Source organism: Pseudomonas sp. SDO524_S393 (assembly GCF_054071875.1).
Genome location: NZ_JBSVVZ010000148.1, coordinates 1 through 2,063 on the forward strand (window position 1 = coordinate 1; position 2,063 = coordinate 2,063).

At 65.8% G+C, this 2,063-nt stretch carries 1 protein-coding gene; it reads left to right on the plus strand.

The window, feature by feature from the left end; all coding sequences use genetic code 11:
• On the plus strand, positions 1 to 2,063 hold a 2,063-nt coding region (locus ACW9IB_RS29405), incomplete at both ends, for a condensation domain-containing protein (protein ID WP_457416822.1).

Consider the following 2,063-nt stretch of genomic DNA (forward strand, 5'->3'; position numbering starts at 1 on the left):
CGCGTCTGCGCGAGCAGGCCAGCGTCGGTGAAACCGTGGTGGTGGCCCAGGATGGCCCGACCGGCAAGCAACTGGTGGCCTATGTGGTGCCGGCTGACGCTGCGTTGGCCGAGCCGGGCCCAGCCCAGGTCGAGTTCCGTGAAGCACTGCGCCGTGCGTTGAAGACCCGCTTGCCGGACTACATGGTGCCGGCGCATTTCATGTTCCTGGCGCAAATGCCGTTGACGCCCAACGGCAAGCTCGACCGCAAGGGCCTGCCGCAGCCGGACGCGGCGCAGTCCCAGGGCGTGTGGGTCGAGCCGGTTACCGAATTGCAGCAACAGATTGCGGCGATCTGGGCCGATGTGCTCGGCGCAGAGCGGGTAGGGCTTACCGATCATTTCTTTGAAATGGGCGGGCATTCGTTGCTGGCCATGCAGGTGATTTCCCGCGTGCGTCACTTGCTGGGGCACGAAGTGGCCCTGCGCACGCTGTTCGAACAGCCACAACTGGAAGGGTTTGTGCTGGCCTTGCAGGCCGTGGACGCGACCCCGCTGGCCCCGCCGATGTTGGCGGTGCCCCGTGACCGTGAGTTGCCGCTGTCCTACGCCCAGGAACGCCAGTGGTTCCTCTGGCAACTGGAGCCCGACAGTGCCGCCTACCACGTACCCAACGCCTTGCGCCTGAGCGGGCAACTGGACCGGGCGGCATTGCAGCGCAGCTTCGATACCTTGCTGGAACGCCATGAAACCCTGCGCACCGTGTTCGTCAGTGAAGGCGAGCGCACCGTGCAGCGTATCTTGCCGCCGGTTCCCCTGGCCCTGGACGAGGCCCGGCTGGAACAGGCCTCGCCGGCCCAGGTGCAGGCGCGGGTGGAGGCGGAAATCGCCAGGCCGTTCGACTTGCGTCAGGGCCCGTTGCTGCGGGTCAGCCTGTTGCAACTGAGCGCGCAGGAGCATGTGCTGGTGCTGGTGCAGCACCATATCGTTTCCGATGGCTGGTCGATGCAGGTGATGGTCGATGAGCTGGTGCAGCTGTATGCCGCGTTCAGCCAGGGCCGGTCGGCGCAGTTGCCGGCGATGCCACTGCAATACGCCGACTACGCCCTGTGGCAACGCGATTGGATGGAGGCTGGTGAACAACAGCGTCAACTGAACTACTGGCGCCATCTGCTCGGCGGCGAACAGCCGGTGCTGGAGCTGCCGCTGGACCATCCGCGCCCGGCAGTGCAAAGCTATCGCGGCGCACGCCTGGACGTCGACCTCGACGCCGGCATCGTCGCCGGTCTCAAGGCCCTGGCCCAGCGCGAAGGCGTGACCCTGTTCATGCTGTTGCTGGCTTCGTTCCAGACCCTGTTGCACCGTTACAGCGGGCAGTCCGACATTCGTATCGGCGTGCCGATCGCCAACCGCAACCGCGTGGAGACCGAGCGGCTGATCGGCTTCTTCGTCAACACCCAGGTGCTCAAGGCCGATATCGACGGGCAGATGAGCTTTGTGCAACTGCTGGCCCAGGTCAAACAGCGGGCGCTGGAGGCCCAGAGTCACCAGGACTTGCCCTTCGAGCAATTGGTGGAAGCGCTGCAACCGGAGCGTAGCCTGAGCCTCAACCCGCTGTTCCAGGTGATGTTCAACCATCAGTCCGAAGCCCGCGTACCCCGTGGCGAGCAATTGCCCGGCCTGCGTGTGGAAGGGCTGGAGTGGGACAGCCACACGGCCCATTTCGATTTGAGCCTCGACACCCAGGAGTCCGCCGACGGCCTGTGGGCGTCCCTGAGTTATGCCTCCGACCTGTTCGAAGCGGCCACCGTGGCGCGTCTGGCGCAACACTGGCAACACCTGTTGCAGGCGGTGGTCGCCGATGCCCGGCAGCCGATTGGCGCCTTGGCGCTGCTCGACCGCCAGGAGCAGGTGCGCATGCTGCACCAGTGGAATGCCGGCGGCCCGGCGACTTCGGTTCAGCAGGCGGTGCATCGGTTGTTCGAAGCCCAGGTGCAACAGCGCCCCGACGCGGCTGCCCTGTGCCTGGACGAGCAGTCGATCAGTTATGCCGAGCTGAACCGCCAGGCCAACCGCCTGGCCCAT